At 32.2% G+C, this 16,678-nt stretch carries 9 protein-coding genes; 6 read left to right on the forward strand and 3 right to left on the reverse strand.

Going from position 1 to position 16,678, the window contains the following annotated elements:
• The first annotated feature begins 131 nt into the window (after positions 1-131).
• On the forward strand, positions 132-2,042 hold the full coding sequence (locus OMO38_RS05255; RefSeq protein ID WP_264749168.1) for an ATP-binding protein: 1,911 nt from the start codon (positions 132-134) through the stop codon (positions 2,040-2,042).
• A gap of 351 nt (positions 2,043-2,393) precedes the next feature.
• Complete coding sequence (locus OMO38_RS05260) at positions 2,394-3,182, forward strand: Cthe_2314 family HEPN domain-containing protein (RefSeq protein WP_264749169.1); 789 nt, start codon at positions 2,394-2,396, stop codon at positions 3,180-3,182.
• A 30-nt stretch (positions 3,183-3,212) separates the two neighbouring features.
• On the opposite strand, the gene OMO38_RS05265 is transcribed toward OMO38_RS05260, so the two are convergent.
• Both OMO38_RS05265 and OMO38_RS05270 read right to left on the reverse strand, forming a co-directional pair.
• Positions 3,213-3,392 carry a hypothetical protein gene (locus OMO38_RS05265; RefSeq protein ID WP_264749170.1) on the reverse strand — a complete coding sequence of 60 codons (180 nt, stop codon included), beginning with the start codon at positions 3,390-3,392 and terminating at the stop codon, positions 3,213-3,215.
• Positions 3,393-3,431: 39 nt separating this feature from the next.
• Complete coding sequence (locus OMO38_RS05270) at positions 3,432-4,112, reverse strand: hypothetical protein (protein WP_264749171.1); 681 nt, start codon at positions 4,110-4,112, stop codon at positions 3,432-3,434.
• Between the two features lie 550 nt (positions 4,113-4,662).
• Here OMO38_RS05270 and OMO38_RS05275 point away from each other — a divergent pair.
• The 4 genes from OMO38_RS05275 to OMO38_RS05290 all read left to right on the forward strand — a co-directional run bounded on the left by OMO38_RS05275 (position 4,663) and on the right by OMO38_RS05290 (position 14,226).
• Positions 4,663-6,990, forward strand: a complete 2,328-nt coding sequence (locus OMO38_RS05275; protein WP_264749172.1) for an AAA family ATPase — start codon at positions 4,663-4,665, stop codon at positions 6,988-6,990.
• Between the two features lie 836 nt (positions 6,991-7,826).
• A complete protein-coding gene (locus tag OMO38_RS05280) occupies positions 7,827-8,120 on the forward strand; it encodes a hypothetical protein (RefSeq protein ID WP_264749173.1) in 294 nt (97 codons plus the stop codon).
• 170 nt (positions 8,121-8,290) lie between these two features.
• A complete protein-coding gene (locus OMO38_RS05285) occupies positions 8,291-9,355 on the forward strand; it encodes a ComEC/Rec2 family competence protein (protein ID WP_264749174.1) in 1,065 nt (354 codons plus the stop codon).
• Between the two features lie 2 nt (positions 9,356-9,357).
• Complete coding sequence (locus OMO38_RS05290) at positions 9,358-14,226, forward strand: NACHT domain-containing protein (protein ID WP_264749175.1); 4,869 nt, start codon at positions 9,358-9,360, stop codon at positions 14,224-14,226.
• Between the two features lie 79 nt (positions 14,227-14,305).
• Here the strand turns inward: OMO38_RS05290 and OMO38_RS05295 are convergent, their stop codons facing one another.
• A complete protein-coding gene (locus tag OMO38_RS05295; protein ID WP_264749176.1) occupies positions 14,306-16,672 on the reverse strand; it encodes a S8 family peptidase in 2,367 nt (788 codons plus the stop codon).
• Positions 16,673-16,678 lie beyond the last annotated feature (6 nt).

The raw sequence follows: 16,678 nt of genomic DNA on the forward strand, positions 1-16,678 counted from the left end.
AGGACGAAAATAGCTTGTAATTAATTCACTATATAATGAAATATGAATATAAATAGATTTACGAAAGTTATGTAAATCAGATTAATACAATGTGTAAATTAGCAAGCTAGGCAAAAGCATAAAAAGACAGTATGAGTAATAAACAAACAGCACTTTTTGAAGACAGATTTTTGGAATCTTTTGTGGGTAAGGGTATAATTTCTGACCCAAAAATTGCAATTATCGAACTAATTGCAAATGCGTGGGATGCTGCTTCTACACGGGTTGAAATCACGTGGCCCGTTCAAGATGGTGACAATTTTTCTATTTATGATAACGGACACGGTATGACTGAATCGCAGTTTAACAAACGATTTAGGACATTGGCCTATGATAGAAATAAGGAACAAGGAAGTTATGCTGAAGTTCCGACTGACCATAAGTCATCAATAGGTAAAAGACCAACTTTTGGAAGAAATGGTAAAGGTCGCCTTTCAGGCTTTGCATTTGGTGAATTTTTCCAAGTAAAAACGTGGAAAGAAAATAAAGAAGTTCATTACAAAGTGTTTTCTGACAACACTAATATTTTAGCATTTCAAAAAATAGGTGAAGTAATTAAAGAAGGTCATGGAACTCAAATTTTTGTAAATAATGCGATCAAACCGCAAATTAGTTTTGAACAAATCAAAATTGAAATTGGAATGCGTTTTATGACTGATCCTCATTTTGAAGTTATTATAAATGGCGAGAAAATTTCTTTCCTTGATGTCCCTGAAGAAAATATTGATGAAATAGCAGTTGAAATAGATGGTCTTGGTAATATACCCATAACAGTAATTGATGTAAAAGATACCGACAAATCAACGCAACAACACGGTATAGCTTGGCATGTGAAAAACCGCTTAGTAGGCGAATGCACTTGGAAAGGTAGCGGAAATGAGCATTTGCTTGATGGTAGAAGGATTGTCGCTAAAAGATATATTTTTATTGTAAAAGCTGATTGCCTCGAAAAAGCAGTTACTCCCGATTGGACAGCTTTTTTTCAAAATGATAGTAACTATAAAAAGGTCTTTCCCATAGTTCAAGAAAAGATTAAGGATTATATTCTTGACTTATATAAAGAAAATAGAGCAGAAACATTCAAAGAAATCGAGAATGTTACCAAACCAATTTTGAAAAATATCGGCTTAGTAGGAAGGGAAAGATGGGAAATATTTATTACTACCGTTCAAGAAGAATGCCCATCTATTTCTCAGAATGATTTAGAAAAGGTGGGAAAATTACTAGCTAATTTAGAACAGACTGATTCTAAATATAATTTGATAGGAATATTGGCTAGTTCTACTCCGGAAGAACTAGAGAATTTAAATAATGTGCTGAAAAAATGGAATATTAATCTTGCTAAAGTTGTTCTTGACGAAGTAGAGTATAGAATGAGATTAGTAGAGAAATTACAAAGTCGTGTGATTAATAGTTTAACAGACGAAGTACACGATCTACAACCATTATTTCAGCGTGGGCTTTGGATATTTGGTCCCGAATATGAAACGATTGAGTACACTTCGAATGTTGGAATGACAAAAGTAATTCAAGACCTTTTCGGAAAAGATTTTAAAGGAACCAGAATTAGACCAGATTTCGCAATTTTAAGAGATAGTTCAGTTGGTCTCTATAGTTTTCCATTTTATGATGAGGATGGTGGTGAAGTTGGTGTTGACAGAATGACAATAGTGGAATTGAAAAAGCCCGGAGTACCATTGGGAAATGAAGAAGTTAATCAGTCTTGGAAATACGTAAAAGAGTTACTTGACAGGGGATTGCTTCTGAAAAAATCAAAAGTTATTTGTTTTGTCCTAGGTTCAGAATTAGTTCCATTTGAAGCCGAGAAAACTACTAAAATGGATGGTCAAGTAATTATTCAACCATTGTCATATGACACAGTGATGAAAAGAGCAAAAAGCAGACTTCTGAACCTATTTGACAAAGTGAAAAACGCTCCATACTTGGAAGACAGTAGAATAAAAGAGTACTTGCGTGAAAAGGAACAAGGTGAGTTATTCTAGAATACCGATGCCTAACAGACCCTGTTCAAAATCGCTGATTATTTTGTTAACTAAATAAATACTTCTATTATTTTTTAATTTTTGCCGACATTAAAGCTGTTCAAACATCCACATTCGGGTAGCTAATCTTCAAAACTTTAACTCACAGCCCATAAAAGTTGTCTGATGAAAATCGGGTGGCAAAAATGCAATTTCTTCCTGTGGTCGAAAACGCATTTTTGCATATATAGAGCAACACCATTTTAAAACAATCCTCCCATATTCTATTCCTAATGTTTAAAAAAAGGTTGCGTTTTTTCAATTTTTCCTTGAAAAAGTATTATTTTAGTGAACAATAAAAACTAATATTTTATGGAAGAAATTGAACTTTTAAAAGTTTTCAATGATAGAATTATTGAAATTTATAAAGAAAATAATTTGGTATCAATCTCAGGAAAAGACGGTAGTTTAAATTTACCTAATGGCAAACCATTGCTTTCTTGGAGCAATAGTATAACTAGGCACAGAAACTGTGCTTTTGAAACCGCCAGAATTAATTATCATCAGCTAATCGATGATTTGATGTTTATATCAGATGAACTAGTCTATTTTACGGCACATCTATTTTTATACCGTGAATATATTAATGATCCCCTAAAAGATGCACAGAAGACTGATGGTGGTCAGACTTATTATCCTGTCTTCACTAATTTTCCAGGTAAGCGATATGCTATGTATCTTAATGTTTGCTATGAAAAAGTTTATAATTATTGGGACAGGATTGGAGATTTAATTGCTTCTTTTTTTCCCGATGATTTTACTGGGAATATTTATTTTTCAAATGTGATAAGAGATTTACGTGGAGCCTACGATGGAAATGATGATTTCGATTGGCTATCTGATTTTGCATCAACTATATTCAAAGATTACAACGCCAATAGAATTAAAACCGTACATACCATTTCACATAGTACAGAAAATAAATGGAAGCAGTTAGGTCAAGTGGCTGATGAAGCTAAAACCAGAGAGCTGTCGGAGAAGATTCTAAGTTATCCTGAAGAGTTTAAAAAAATGGCAGACTTAAGTATAGAAGGTTTAATTAGAACACTAAACTTTCTTGAGTCTGTAAATAAGGATAAAGGTTATCAATGCCCGCAGTAGAGAAAAAATGTTGCCCGATGGCAACATTTTTTATTTAAATGAAAGTTCATAATTGAAATCAACTTCGTATCTGGTTTTTTCATCAATACTTTCAAATCTTTGCGCAACCTCAGGAAATTTGTTAACAATGTTTTTTATCATTATATTGGTCATTAGATAAGAATAAAAAAGCATCAGGTAAAGATTTTCCTGCATATATTGATTATCCATAAGATGCTTTGTCTCTTTTAATTGGAGAGCGAGAATTCCTTAAGAATGAGCGTAAATTGATGCAGTGTAATAAATTTTTGAAAAGACTCCACCTTTGGCAAACTTAGATTCTTTAAAAAGGGTATCCCAAGTTTTGAACAGCTTTCCGCTCCCAGTTTCCAAAAGACTCTTCTGCTGTTTTTCCGACAAGAATTTGAAATTCTCATTGTTTTTAATACTTTCTCTTAACATATTAATTTCTGCCACTTCGTTATCAGTTTGTTCTTGATTATAGGTTTTTGACTCGGCAAAAACCGTCCTTCTTAACATCATAGAAGACATTATCCAAGACTGAAACCTTAATTTTTGTTCGTCCTCTAATTGTGTATTGACATATAGGTGCTGATACATCAGCAACGACTCATACTGAGACCTCATTATGGTGATTATAGATGAGATATCTAAAAATTTTATATGAGAAGCTTTATTGTTAAAAAATCTTGATTCTATCGGATGGCCTTCAGACAGCTTTAAAACACTAAGATTTTGTAGATGAAATTTTATGATCAATTGTTCAGAATACACATCTTTCTCCTGAAGTTGTACATTTTTTTCAGCTAATATTTCGTGGAGGTAAATTAGTAAATCTGTATTCTCAAACAACTTTTTCTTTATCGCCACTGTATTCCTTTTTTCATACAACGAAAGCAGTTCAATTGCCCATAAATCCTTTTGATCCATTTTGTTTTATTGTTTTTTAGTTTTCTAATTCTATTATTTCAAAATCGTTTCGTTTTCTGTTTTCAAAATTAGAAATCCTGTTTCAGCTCAAAAAAATCTTTTTATTTTCTTAAAAATTATTTCCGGTACTGGGCAGCATTTTTTATTGGAAAGAGAGTTTGTAGCTGAAGTCAACCTCATATTTGGTTTTTCATCAATACTCGTATTCTGCCACCACTTCTGGAAATTAATTGACAATATGATCGCCAGCACAATTTTATAATATAATCTTAATAACTCACCTAATTGAAGTTGGTTAATTGAAAATATTCTTTGAAATATTTATTATTGATAGCAATATCTATATTATTCTGAAAAGAAGCTGTATTTACTAACAGATATTTTTTATCATCAAAGTTGATTCTAAAAATATTTTTGTAAAAATTCAAATTTACCATAAGTGCGTAAAATTATTGCGCACTTTGCTTGTAATTTTGCTTCAAAATTTAAACTCATTAGTAATAGCTTAAGTTTTTTAGCTATTCTTAATAATTAACAAAAAAATAAAACTATGAAACTAATTGACATTCTCGGACTGAAAAATTTTAGAATTTTCGACAACATTACGGGATTTAAGGAAGAATTATCTGCTATTAATTTATTCACTGGTGCAAACAATTCGGGAAAAAGTTCTGTAATAAAATCTTTACAGATGTTGAAAAATAGCATTAAAGAAAATCAAAATGTATTTGATTTAGACTTAAGTCTGCAAGAGCACCTACTGGGAGATTTTGATAATGTACTACACGATAAAGAAAATAAATCGGTTGAAACTTCTATTCCATTTGCATTTCTCGGATTATCTAACTTATATATATCCCTAACATTTCATATTCCTGATGCTCGCGACAATTATAAAGCAAAACTTAGAGGAATTAAAGTGATAGACAGTCAAGACAGTGCAGTCTTGTTCTCATTTTTTTACCGTGATGTTACCACAGAAGAAAATAATGAAGATATTGAAATATTTGAGAAAAGAAGCAGAGAGTCAGCCAGTAAAGCAAAAAGCAGGGAGTCTTACACTTTGCAAGAGCAGATTTTTGCACAAGAAGATTACCCTTTCCCCTCATTTTATAATCCTTTAATGGGCTATGTAGAATGGCAGATTAATTTTGGTAAACTGAAAGCGAAATTAAATGAAGTAGAAGAGTTTTACCAATTTTATCTTGAAAATAAAAACAAATATAGGTGGTTGGAGAAAATGGATGAGGTCGCTTACAATGGTCATATGAATTTTGTTCCGTCCATTCTCATAAAATCAATCAAAGGCGAGATTGAAATTAATGAGTGGAATACATTTGCTAACTCCTTGCCGGATGAAATTATAAGTGATAAATCTGATGTTAGAGAAATCGATTTTGAAACAGATGATTTTGCTCCAGCTCCAGAAATTGCTGAAGTTCTCTACTCAAAATCACTAGATATATTACGAAGCAAATTCAAATGGGAGACTACTGAAGAAAACGAGACCATTAAACATAATGTTATAGAAAATTGTTTTAAAAATACTTGGAAAAGTTTAGTACAAAGAATTTCAACAATCAATTATTTATCCACAGTTAAAGAACAAAATTCTAGAGTTTACAGTACAGCAAGTAATTCTCCGTTTGTAAACTTACTGAAGGAGTATGATAAATATGAAGTTTATCATTCCAGGTTTCTGAATGAATACCTCCAAAAATTTGACATAGGTAAAAGAATCAATGTTAACTATCAGTTAAAGTATCAAATGATTTCAATTTCTATTACAACATTCGATGATTTTGAGCGTGATTTGGTTGATTTTGGTTACGGTATTAAGCAACTAATTTTAATTCTTATCCAAATCAGCATTTTGGCAGAAAGAAATAAGATTACGAGAGAGGAATATCATGATGAACATGGTTCGGTTATGGTTGATTACTATAACCCAAGTCTTCTAATTATAGAAGAACCGGAGGCAAACCTTCACCCTAAATGGCAATCCTTGTTAGCTGAGATGTTTGAAAGAGCTAATCAAAATTTTAAAATACAATTGGTGATCGAAACACACAGTGAATATCTTATTCGTAAATTCCAAACCTTAGTTGCAGAAAAAAAATTGGATGGTAACAAAGTGAAAATCTTTTATCTGCGAAATAAACGAAACGCCGGCGATTTACCGCAGATGTCAAGTTTAAATATCGATCAGGATGGAAGTATTGACTATAAGGTTTTCGATAGTGGATTTTTTGATGAATCTAATAATCTAGAATTAAGTCTTTTAAATATTCAGCGTGACCAATTTTTTGATGATTTTAAAAAGCTGAAGATTAGTGAAGAGGAAAATGAAAATAAAATCACGGAATTAGAATCAAGAATTGATGAATATACTAATAAGTTTGATTCGCAGTTTTCCAGAAGAGAAATTGGTTTCCTGTTCAACACTTCAAAGCTTGAAGTAAAGACTGTCGATTATTTGGTGTCAGGACAATTATTGCTAGGACTAATTGAGGATGGTAGTGATTTTTCACCTGCAATGCTACAATTTGGGAGGGCTGTAGAGTATGAACTCAAACAATTATTCCCGGGCATTTTAGATCCACTTCGTCACACTATAGGAGCAATGCAAAGCCATTTATTACGCTTTACAAATCAACAAGGTGAATACGCTGCTCGTAACGGAACATCGGCACTTGAGATAGCTTTGAACAGCAGATTCCATCATCCTGAAAATTTAAGAACTAATTTGATTGAGAATATTCGTGTTGGCAGAAATGATGCAGCGCATTCAGGTACTATTCATAACAAACAAGATGCGGAGACTTATTTGGTCGATGTTCAGGAATTTTTAGAAAGTTTAACTAATGAGAGAAAATAATTTGATTTCTTTTCGATTATAACAAAAAAGTTAAAAAAAATCCCAAGCCAATTTTGGCTTGGGATTTTTAGTCAGAGTTTAAACTTTTGTCGTTTTTGTATTAAAAAATATCAGTAGCCTTTTGATCCAAATTTTTTCTGGGTAGGTAGTGAATAATATTTTCAGTATTTATAAAAAAAATTCATAAAGTTGATCACTGATGAAGGCTTAAAAACAATGAGTTAGTTTAAGAAAATTTATTATGACGGAGTATAGAATTGATAAGACATCTTGTCGATTATTCAAATCTTATACATTGCTAAGAATTTTAGAAGATTTTAAGTTACTAAAACTTAAGTGAATTTTTAATCTCTTTACTTTTTCCCTTACTAAAAATCGTTAAAAACCTTTACCTTTATAGAATTGATTATTAAAATCTTTTTCTAATGCTTTAAACTGCAAAAAAAAAACGTTATAATCTGACACTTAATATTGAGATGATCAAAGAAATCAGATTCCAGTTGATAGAACTAGCAAGAGCAAAAACATCTGGGAGTTATTCTCAATTGAATAGTCAACTCCAGCTTGGATTGAACTTCAATAGTGCTTACGATAGAGATTTGATAGGATAATGGCTTGGCGAAGTTTCCCTACATGAATTTAAAAGGGTAGACCTCAATTAAGTACATTAATTATTCATAAATCACAAGATAGAGAGCAGGGTGATGGTTTTTATAAATTATGTGGAGAGTTATACTTAAAGAAGAGAAAGATTTTGAACTAAATAAAATGAAAGAATGCGACTCTTACTGGAAAGATTCTGATTATTATAAACAATTTAAAAACGACTATTAATCATGGTAGAAACAACAAATTTTCAAAAATTTTTAGAGCATATTCTTGATATTGAATTTGATGATGTCAATCAGCTATATGAGACAATCGCTTCAAAAGTCAATCATGGTCCGTTTAAATATGCGGAAAGAGGAGATGATATTTTAATTGAAAATACCACCAGTAATATCGCGCTTAAATTAACTTCCGAATTGGCAAAAAAAACTATTTTGGGACAACTAGATAGAGATTGGGGTGGGCCCACACAGGACGTTTTGGCATATTGGAGCTACTTGAGGGAATTAAAGAAGGATTAACCCACGATAATTTAATTTCTTACATTCATTTAGAACGAGATCATCAGTATGTTATGGTCTCGTTTTTATCTATTACTACTAAATTAAAAACTATCGCAATTTCCTGATAATTATATTAGGTTTAATCGGTGATTTATTTTTTTTTTAACAAATCAACTCTTATTTAAGTCATGCAAAAAACACATCAAGTCAGTTTTCATTTTTTAGATGTAAATGGTGGAGATGCCATTCATATTAGATTTTTAGGAACAGATGGCAAATGGCATAACATTTTAATAGATGGTGGATATGCTAAAGAATATAAAAATGCTTTTGGACCATTGATCAGAGAAATCGTAGAAGTTGGTGAAATCATCGATTATTGGATTGTCAGCCATATTGATCAAGATCATATTGGAGCGGTACTAGGTTTTTTTAAAGATAAAAAAATTGAAAACAAAAAGGAAATAGTACAAAATTTTATTTTCAACTATTCACCTGAAAAAATTAATATTCCTAACGGAAAAATTTCTGTTAAAGAGGGAATTGATCTTCGTAATTTTCTTAAAATCAATGATATTCCCGCCATCAGTCCTATAAATACATCTACAGAATCATTGGATGTTTTTGGTTTAAAAATTACAATTCTCTCACCGAATCCTGAAAAGGAAGCTATAGCGACGGAGCTATGGAGAAAAAAAGAATTCAGCGGAAGAATTGGACGAAAAGCTTCTGAATCTGATCACAAAAAAAATATCAAGGATCTGGAGGGTATAAAATTTAACGAAGATGACGATCCCATTAATGGAAGTAGTATTGCTATTTTGGCAGAATTCCAAAGTATTAAAGCTTTGCTGCTTGCTGACAGTCATCCATCGGATATTATAGATAGTCTTGATCATTTGACATATTCAAAAGATGCACCGTTAGCAGTCAATTTTATGCAACTCGCACATCACGGAAGTAAGGGCAACACAAATCCTAAAATTTTAGAAATAGTAAAAACAAAAAATTACGTAGTAACGGGTAATGGTATTCATAACAGACATCCTGATAAAGAGACTCTTGTTCGATTGATTACTCGTGAAAACAAAGGATCAGAAATATTGAATATCTACTTTGTCTGTGACACTCCGGAATTAAGAGATATTTTTGGAGTGGATCAAAATCCCTTTAACAATCATAAGTTTAATTGTGAATATTCAAAATTAGGCGTAGAAAGCTACACATTGGCCTATTTACCTTTAAAAGATTAAGTATGTATAAAAATATACCTCAGTTAGCAACAGTTAAAATTAGTTGTAATGAAGTTGGAACAGCAGTAATTTACTTTCCTGATCCGAATGTAGATTATGTTTATGTACTAACTGCCAAACATTGTTTAACTGGAAAAAATTTCGATAAAGATTTTGAAAAGACAGATATCATCTTGGAAAATATTTTTAATGAAGAGCAATCACAATATTATTCTTATAATTTAACTGATTCGGACATTGTCCACATTTCAGAAAATAATGAGGATATAGCATTACTTATTCTTCTAAAAAAGAATATTCTTCCACTGACCGGAAAACAATTTTTCTGTCAGGTTATCGATACCGATGAAACGATACTAGAATATGAAATAAGAGGGTTTGCCGGATTTAATGATCAGGAAGCGGATCGATCTTTTAAACTCAAATTTGATGAAGATCAAAAAGATAACCGTAGTAGATTTATCCTCCGTTCCGAATCCTCATTAGATACTTTTTACCAGCAGGCTCTTGAAAATGTGGAAGGGCTATCAGGCAGCGGTGCATATTCTGTTTTATTTGGAAGTTCTTATTTTACAGGGATTGTACATTCTTATGAAAATAATGGAATCTTTTTAGCGACAAAAGCTCTAGCATATAATAAACTGATTCCCCAAGGTTTTAATTTAATAAAAACAGTTAAACCAGAAACTGATCAGCAAGTTCTCTCTAGTTACGAAAAAATTGAAACTAATGAGCATACTGTTAATGCAAGAACACGTGAAAAAATAGGGAATTTTAATGTTCCACGTGATGCAACGGATCTTTTAAAGTCTGTAAAAAATAATAGTGTAACTGTAGTTCATGGTAATCCTGGTGTAGGTAAATCTGCATTGACAAAATTTGTTGTTGCAGATATGAAAGCATCACGTGAATATTCGATATTAACTTTTACTGCAGAAAATCTTTATTGTGAGACTTTGGCTGAAGCTTTAGCAAATGTAGGCAGTGAAGCAAGTATTCCGCAGTTGATGGCAAGTCCTCTTTTAAATAAGTACTTATTAATTTGGATAGAAAGTTTTGAAAAATTAATTGAATCCAATTTTTCAGGAGCATTTAATGAATTACTTCAATTACTTTCTGGAAATAAAAATGTCTCAATAATTTTAACGATCAGGGATTACATTTTACAGAAATTTAAAATTAACTACCAGTTTGAACTTCCTGAAAGTATATCTTATTTTCAGGTAAATGAATTTAATGATCAAGAGATTGAATTAATACGCACAGAATTCCCAGAGCTTCGGGATTTACTTGATAACCCTAAGATTGAGCATTTGTTGAGAAATCCTTATTATCTAGATAAAGCTGTTAGAATTATACCCCAACTACTTCGTGAAGAACTTTTAGATGAATTACAGTTTAAAAGGTTAATGTGGGAACATATTGTAGAAAATAACAATCCAAAACGGGGAACAGTATTTTTAGATATTTGCCTAAAACGATCAGAAGAAATGTCGCTTTTCACAGCTTATGTTAAAGATGCTAAAATTACAGCTGATCTCGTTAAAGATAATATACTTCAGATTGACAAATTTTCTAATGGAAACACATTTAGTCCATCTCATGACATTTTAGAAGATTGGGCTTTAGTTCGTTTTATAAGGCAGCAGAAAACTGAGGCAGCAGAAGCAAAAGATTTTATCTTATCAATTGAATCCTCTCCTGCAATGAAAAGAGCATTCCGGCTTTGGTTGGAAGATTATTATACAAACGAACCTGTAGATTCAGTAAATTTTGTGCATAAGCTATTAAATGACAGTGCGCTAAAGCAATCATGGAAAAATGAACTTTTAATTGTTTCTCTTCGTTCAAATCACTCTAATATATTGCTGGACAGTTTAAAAAATCAATTTTTGATTAATTCTGGACAATTATTAAAGGATATAATGTTTCTCCTTCAGACTGGATGTAAAAAAATAAATCCAGCAACAAAAGATTTTAATCATTTACTTCCTGTAGGAAGTGGTTGGGATTATATTATTGATTATATTAAAGAGAATTCTGCTGAAATTAAAAGTATTGAAGGTTTTCAAGCCAGGTATTTAAATCTTATTGAAGCCTGGAGTCAGCAATTGCCGAATTTTAATCAAAAATTACTCCCACCATCAGCTAAAAGCGCAGCATTTCTTTTAGAAGATTTTATTTATCATGCCCAATCCAGAACTACAGAAAACAGATTAAATCGTTCAGGATTTACATTTCTGAAAAAATATGTGGCGATATTCTTTAAGCTTACGGCAGCGGATCCCGAGCTTGTTAGACTTCTTGTAGAAGCTATTCAGAACCCGGGAATTGGTAATGCAAGGTGGACTAATACCGCTATATTATTCGCTGTAAGGGATTTGGTTGTTGATGGGGTGAATGCTGATCAAATTTGCCGCTTTTTTCCGGATGCAGTTTTTCAAATGGCGAGGGAAAATTGGGCTAAAAAAGAGGAAAGGCATCAGCCAGGAAGTTTAAACAGTATGATTGTTCGACAGCCAAAATTTGATGATTTTGGACTGAATGAGAACATAGATCATCACTATAAAAACCCTAGTGGATATCAAACATTCTTCTACTGGATGTTTTTGTATTATCCTGAAAAAGCTCTTGATTTTATTATACCGTTTTTGAACACTGCTTTTAACCACAATCAGGAAGTATTAAATCATTTAAATCGTGAGATTGAAAATATAAATATTGTTTTTGAAGATGGCACTCATCGTCAGTACTATGGAAATTACGATTATTGGACAATGTATAGAGGGTCTAGAGTGCTTAATGATGTTGTGTCATCATTGTTGATGGGACTTGAAAAATCGTTACTAGACATTATAGATGGCAATAAGCCTAATTCACTAAATCAATATTTGGCCAGGATTATTAAGGAATCTAACAACGTTGCTGTTCTAGGTGTTGTATCTAGTGTTTTGCAGGCTGACCCCAGTTTACTTGATGAATTATCAGCATCTTTATTAGGAGTACCATCATTTTTTAAATGGGATTCCTCTAGAAGTACCCATGAAATGATTGACAGAACAGTGTTTAATACTGATCCTTTTGAAAGAAAAGAAAGGATTCAAGCTATTGCAAGAAAACACCGTACAAAATACAACTTAGGTTTGATTGGATTTGTAGTTGAGTATTTGTTCTACCAACGAAATCATAATAAATTAATCTTTAAGCAGATTGACAAAATGTGGCAGAGTACATCTGGTGATTTAATATCTAAAAAGTTCTTATTTGATATGGACGTTCGTAAGTACGAATTTAAACCGATAGATCAGCAAGGTTATGAATATTATATTCAATTAACTCCTGATTACGATGAGGATATTCAGAAAATGATAAAAAACCCAGAGGAATATCCTAAAGTCACTCTTATTTGGGCACGAGATGCATTTGACAATAAAGTTATGCCTAATCATAATTATGCAACTTGGAAAGTTGGATATAATTTTATTATTGGACTAAATGGCCGGTCTAACCCTATGGTTGCACCAGGAACTATGGCCGCTGTAGCTCTACGGGATTTTTTGGAAGATCTTACACCAGAAGAGTTAATATGGTGTCAAAATACCTTACTTAATTTTGCTTGTAGGAAGTTGGGAGATGCAGATCCCGATTTTATTGATTTTGATGCATTAGATAATGGACCCACATTAACAGGTTTATCTTTTCTCTTTAAAACCAAATTAGATTTGACCTTAGAGCTTGAAGCAAAAAAATTAATTTTCAATCTTCTGTTGGCAAAATTGGATGACAACGAAAGTATTGCTTTTCAACAGGGACTATCCCAGTATTTATCTACTTATCAACCTCAATTTGTAATGAATTGCTGGTTCGGGTTAATGGAAAATTTTCGACGCACGAAAGGGTTAAATGATGAATATAAGAGAAGAAAAGAATTGTATCATCAAGGAAAATTGACCGCAGATGAATTACAAAATATTCAGGAGGATTGGACAGACGAATTAGTAACCTCTGTAGTTAACGGTACCATTCAAGAACCAGCGCAAATTTCTGTCGTATTAGAAAAATCAACTTACAGAGTTCTTGAATATGCTTTGCGTATTATTTCATGGAAAACAGAATCGGCATCGCAGCAGCAATTTATACAAGATATTTTAGAAATGCATTTGGACTTTTTAAAAAATCCACATTTAAGAAATTATCCTGATTTTTTTGAGAGCAGAGCTGCTTTCATAGTTTTCTACCCCAGATATTTATTAAATCAACCACGGATAATTGCTGATCCACTTTTCAATAAACTGCTCAACTTGGTACTGGATTTTAATGAAAAAGAGTACAGTGCACAATTTCTTATATTTATTAAAGATATGGTGGAAGAATTTATTGTTGCAGTTTATCAAGGTGCTGATGTTGGTAATTTTTGGTTTTTCTGGGAATGTTTAAGAACTTGGACTGTTAGTAATAAGAAAATATTTTTTATACCTCCATTCCTGATGGATATCAAGTGGTCTGCTAATATGGATCAATGGAATGTCTTGGAAGGCAAGAATTTATATTACAAAGAATTCATAGAAAACTGGGGAAGCAATATGGTTAATGAGTCTATCAGATTTATCAGTGGCATTGCATTTCATAATTTTATGCCTGATTCCATATCGTGGATAGCAATTTTATTGTATTCGAAAGGTGAAGACATTGATACTGATCTTTTAGAAAAGTTTGTTGAGAATGCTTTTCATAAATATGGTGGTAAAATAAAACAAAATCAAGAGATTTTGTTATACTTTCTTTTCATCCTTGAATTTCTAATTCGCAGGGAATCCCCGAGGGCTTATATGTTAAAAGATGAACTTCTTCAGTATAAAGTTAAAATTTAAGGCTTTGATTGCTGGACTAATTAAAAAAGAGAGCTATTAAAAACAATTGATAGCCCTCTTTTTTTAAGGTTAAAATATTTTAGCTTCTGAGCTGTACTCTTACATTTTCTTTTAGTCTTACATTTTGATGAACAAAATTATAGCTATCTAAAAGTTGTGTAACTTCATTGTAAATATGACTTTCATTTCTTGTATCCTTTATTGTGATAATAAGACAGAACTCTTGGCTTGGAGTTATTCTCTGCATATCGGCTTTTGTTTCGATAAAATCTCTAAAAAGACCTTCCACTTTAAGATACCAATTTTTAGGGTTCTTCAGGAATTTTTCCTTATTTGATCCTGTAAATTCGTCCAAATTAACCGACCATTTTTTTACAGGTTGGAATTTATCTCCATAAGCTACCAAAACTCGTTCTTTGGTGTACGGGCTTTCAGTATTCTTGATTGCCGATTTACTATAGAGGCTATGAGATAAAAGATTCTTTGCGCCATCTTTGCCTATAGGATTTATAATTCCACGTTTTGATGTGTCTCTGTCAGTCTTTTCATCATATGTTCCCAGCAAAACTTCAATATTTGATTGGCAATATTCTGCGCCATTTGCCGAATCAAGAATTGGAGAGGTTACGAGGGTTACACAAATTTCTCCGTGAAAATAACCATCTTCGTCAACCATCGACTGAGGATACGGGAAATCAAGAATTTCTATAAAATTACCTTTTTCTAAATTATCCTGAAGTATTAAAGTAATTTCATTTGGCTGGTTGAAAAGTATATCCTGAATATTAGAGGGTACACCAAACCCAACATGTTTTAACTTCTCATCAATAGCAATTTTTAATTCAGCAGGATACTTGGCAGAGTGAATTGTTAAAGCTTTTAATAGAAGAGGGTTAAAACCTTCATTTAACAAATGATCAAGGCCTGAGACAATTGAAGAAATTCTTGGCGTTGAAAAACTTGTTCCCACAACACCTTTTCTGTCACCAGTTTTTGAAAAAGTGTAAACAGGATTCAGTATTAATTTATTATTTTGATCTAGTCCTACGTTGCCTCCGAAATGCGAAATTTCAGGTTTTATTAAAAAAGATGGACCAGGTCCAATTCTGGAAAATGGTGATGAATGATTTTTTTCTGATAAATCTGTTGAGTTTTTACTTTTTGCAATAGATCCCACAACCAGACCTCTGATTGTATCTGCAGATTGTGATATTCTGCTTCTTGGACTATTTTTTTGAAAATTTCCGCAATTACCAGCTGATTTGCAAATCAAAACATTGTGCTGTTCCTGAATTTCATCCAAAGCTTTTCCAAAGTCTGAAAATTCAATTTCGTCGGCCTCTTTGTTAGTTCCTAATGATAAATTCCATATGTTAATGTGGTCATTTTCGCTAATCGCTTCACGTATATTTTCTATCAATTCTTCTTCTGAAACTCCTTGAGTAGTATTGTTTGGAAATACAATGGCTTCAAAAAGCTTTGCACCTTGAAAACCTGTATAATTTTCTTCCTCTAGCTCATCACCATATAGCAGAACTCCTGATACAGCGGTTCCGTGACCTTTATCAACGTCATCTCCATGATATTTTGTGAAATTATCCTCCAGTAACCACGGAGATAAATGGGGTATTTTTGCAATACCACTATCAAGAATTCCTATAGTAGGATAGTCCTTTCCTGCTTCTGGCATTTTAATATTTATCTGGCCGTCGCCATCTAACTCGTCCAAAGTAACATAATATCTTGGCATTTCCGAAATAAGTTGAACACCGTCAAAATCTTTTAACTCCTCAACAGTATCAAGCGTTGCGTGGCTGATTTTGAAAATATTTAAATCTGCAGAATATAATGTTCTGCTATAATCAATACCTCTATCTCTACAGAATTTTTCAAAAGCTCTTATGGCTATTGTGTTTAGTTCCGGATCACCATAGTTGAATAATTTTACTTTAAGCTCTTCAGCTTCTTCAAATGTCTCAATATCAATACTGATTTCTGGATAATGCTCTTCAACATCATCAATAGCAGCAATACCTAATTTTACTCCTTGCTTTGCTGATTGTTTTAAACCTTGTGCTAGTTTTTTTGTGATTTTATTTACTTCTTCTGCACTCTCAATTTTTACTAAAACTTCGTCATTTTGACTCAAGCCAATCACATTCATTTTTTGAGTATTAAATATCTGACGAATTTCTTTACGGTAAGTTTTTGCTAATGCATCTTGATTAACTTTTAACTTGATAACATTAGGAATGTAATTGTCATTGCGTTGTTTTGCTGATATTTTCTGAGATACATCACTTAGTGTATCAATAAATTGCTGTGCCTTGCCGGGAACGACAGTTTCATCAAACCATTTTGGTGGATCTTGGTTTCCACCGCCTTCAGTGTTTCTTTCGTCATTAATTCGTTTTTGAAAAAATTTTATTGGTAAATTCCTTTCCATGATTTA

Source organism: Chryseobacterium kimseyorum (genome assembly GCF_025971945.1).
Classification (GTDB): Bacteria; Bacteroidota; Bacteroidia; order Flavobacteriales; family Weeksellaceae; genus Chryseobacterium; species Chryseobacterium kimseyorum.

Excerpts from the sequence above, each read along its gene's own strand:
- OMO38_RS05255 (WP_264749168.1), top strand. The coding sequence starts at position 132 with ATGAGTAATAAACAAACAGCACTTTTTGAAGACAGATTTTTGGAATCT.
- OMO38_RS05260 (WP_264749169.1), top strand. The coding sequence starts at position 2,394 with ATGGAAGAAATTGAACTTTTAAAAGTTTTCAATGATAGAATTATTGAA.
- OMO38_RS05265 (WP_264749170.1), bottom strand. The coding sequence starts at position 3,392 with ATGGATAATCAATATATGCAGGAAAATCTTTACCTGATGCTTTTTTAT.
- OMO38_RS05270 (WP_264749171.1), bottom strand. The coding sequence starts at position 4,112 with ATGGATCAAAAGGATTTATGGGCAATTGAACTGCTTTCGTTGTATGAA.
- OMO38_RS05275 (WP_264749172.1), top strand. The coding sequence starts at position 4,663 with ATGAAACTAATTGACATTCTCGGACTGAAAAATTTTAGAATTTTCGAC.
- OMO38_RS05280 (WP_264749173.1), top strand. The coding sequence starts at position 7,827 with ATGGTAGAAACAACAAATTTTCAAAAATTTTTAGAGCATATTCTTGAT.
- OMO38_RS05285 (WP_264749174.1), top strand. The coding sequence starts at position 8,291 with ATGCAAAAAACACATCAAGTCAGTTTTCATTTTTTAGATGTAAATGGT.
- OMO38_RS05290 (WP_264749175.1), top strand. The coding sequence starts at position 9,358 with ATGTATAAAAATATACCTCAGTTAGCAACAGTTAAAATTAGTTGTAAT.
- OMO38_RS05295 (WP_264749176.1), bottom strand. The coding sequence starts at position 16,672 with ATGGAAAGGAATTTACCAATAAAATTTTTTCAAAAACGAATTAATGAC.